Origin of the sequence: Acetoanaerobium pronyense, assembly GCF_017874355.1 — a bacterium.
Lineage (GTDB): Bacteria > Bacillota > Clostridia > Peptostreptococcales > Filifactoraceae > Acetoanaerobium > Acetoanaerobium pronyense.
The window spans coordinates 1-2,484 of sequence record NZ_JAGGLI010000067.1 but is presented as its reverse complement, the minus strand read 5'-3'; the positions used below and the strand labels follow the sequence as shown (position 1 = coordinate 2,484).

Below are 2,484 nucleotides of genomic sequence, written 5' to 3'. Positions count from 1 at the left end.
TTAGGGTTCATAGTTCTTTAGGATATCTTAGTCCTATTGAATACAAGGCATTTCTGTCCGAGAAAAAGTTGTCCTAATAAGTGTTGACAATCCATATTATACTCAGTTGGAGGATAAATTAAAAGAGAGCTATAATAGAGTCAAGATTGAATCAGAGAATCAATTGATTTCCAAGAAGTACAACCATATTCATTATATGGAATCTAGAATCATACAATACGAGATTTTATATCATATGCGAAGATGTTTCGAACGTTTATATGCATCCTATAATCAGACATTGATAGCGGCGGATCTAACTGATATGATAGCAATAAATTTTCAGGGTCTTGAAATATCAGAAGAGTTAAGTCAACAGATTCAAGAATATAGGTCTGCTCTTAGGCTTTTGCCATTACCTTTAACTAGAGAGGAATTTGAGAACCGTGCTACGGTTTATGAGTACCTCAATGATCTTGAACATTTTCTCAATGCTAAAAGCACTCTTATTGAAGAGATGATTTGAAAAATCTTTGGTACAACCGCGGGGACGTATCTAGCGTCCCGATTTGGCTTAGCCTGACATTTATTCAGAAATAAAAAAGGGGCTGTCGGGAAATAGCCCCTTTCTAAAAAGCGACTTTGTCGCTTTTTTTAATTCTTAAAAAAATATAAAAAAAAGGCAGCAAATTAAGAGGGCACTGAAAAAGTCTTTTCATATTTATAAGTTAGAAAAAAAGAGTTTGAAAAGCAGTAGATTACTGCAATTTCAAACTCTTTTTTTGATATAATTAGAATATCAAAACTGTGGCGGTGATACTATGCTTCAAAATCAAAAAAAAATGATATTGAGTCCTTATATATCTTTATATGACGTTATAGTTCCGAAGGACAATATTTTGCGTAAAATTAATGAACTTGTAGATTTTAGTTTCGTGTACGAGGAACTTAAAAGTAAATATTGTTTAGAAAATGGACGTAGTGCTATAAATCCAATAAGAATGTTCAAATATCTAATGTTAAAGGCGATATATGATTTATCAGATGTTGATATTGTCGAACGCTCAAAATACGATATGTCATTTAAGTTCTTTTTGGATATGGCACCAGAAGATCCTGTAATTGAACCTAGCTCACTTACAAAATTTAGAAAGCTACGCTTACAGGATGTTAACTTGTTGGATATGCTAATTGAAAAAACTGTTGGACTTGCCATTGAAAATGGAGTAATTAAAAGCAAATCCATAATCGTTGATTCTACTCATACAAAGGCTAGATATAATCAAAAGACCCCTAGAGAGGTTCTTATGAATTATTCGAAGAATCTGCGTAAAGCAGTTTACAATATTGACGAAAATCTTAAAAATATAATGCCACCAAAAGTAAACAATGGAATTCTTGAAGATGAAATAGAATATTGTAAGAAACTAATCAAAGCACTAAAATCTAACGAAGCTTTATCAAATTATCCTGCTGTAAAAGAGAAGATTAACATTCTTGAAGAAACCATAGAAGATGATTTAGAAAAGCTTGCGCTTTCAAAAGATGAAGATGCAAAAATTGGTCATAAAACCTATGATACATCTTTTTTTGGCTACAAGACTCATATTGCAATGACTGAGGAAAGGATTATTACAGCTGCAACTGTTACATCTGGAGAAAAGCACGATGGCAAGCAATTGCGAGAATTAGTAGAAAAAAGTATTGCCGGAGGCATTGAAGTTGAAAATATTATAGGGGATGCAGCATACTCAGAAAAAGAAAATTTGGAGTATGCAAAAGAAGAAAACATTAAGCTTATCGCTAAATTAAATAAAACTATAACTCATGGAAGTAAACTAAAATCTCATGATTTTGAATATAATAAAGATGCCGATAGATATGTATGTAAGGCTGGTCATATGAGTATTAAAAAAACAAGTACAAGACCTAAAAAGCATGCAAAAGATGGTCAGGGAACAGTAGAGTCATATTTTTTTGATGTAGAGAAATGCAAACACTGCCCGTATAAAAATGGTTGTTATAAAGAAGGGGCAAAAACAAAATCCTATTCCGTTTCAATTAAAACGAATACTCATCAAGAACAAATGAATTTTCAAGAAGATGATTATTTCAAAGAAAAATCTAAACATCGTTATAAAATTGAAGCTAAAAATAGTGAACTTAAGCACAGACATGGCTATGATGTTGCATCATCGTCAGGTCTTTTAGGTATGCATTTGCAAGGAGCAGTTACAATATTTGTGGTAAATATGAAGCGAATAATAAAATTATTGGGATAAAAAATCATAGCTTTTCTTAAATAAAGTAAAAAAATCCACTATATCCATTGTCAAATGGAAAATAGTGGATTTTATTTATTTTCATTAATTTCAAGATAGTATAAAACTAATCGTTTTTCAGTGCCCTCCAAATTAATGCCACCTTTTCTCCGTTATATTGTAAAATATAACTACCAAAATGAGATTATATTATAACCAATTTTTTGAAAAAGGGCAACAGGTT

The 2,484-nt window shown here is 31.4% G+C and carries 2 protein-coding genes; both read left to right on the top strand.

All coding sequences use genetic code 11. The features are described 5' to 3' along the window. The first annotated feature begins 106 nt into the window (after positions 1–106). Complete coding sequence (locus J2Z35_RS14445) at positions 107–505, top strand: hypothetical protein (RefSeq protein WP_209662108.1); 399 nt, start codon at positions 107–109, stop codon at positions 503–505. Between the two features lie 295 nt (positions 506–800). Continuing rightward, on the top strand, positions 801–2,261 hold the full coding sequence (locus J2Z35_RS14440; protein ID WP_209662107.1) for an IS1182 family transposase: 1,461 nt from the start codon (positions 801–803) through the stop codon (positions 2,259–2,261). Positions 2,262–2,484: the final 223 nt, after the last annotated feature.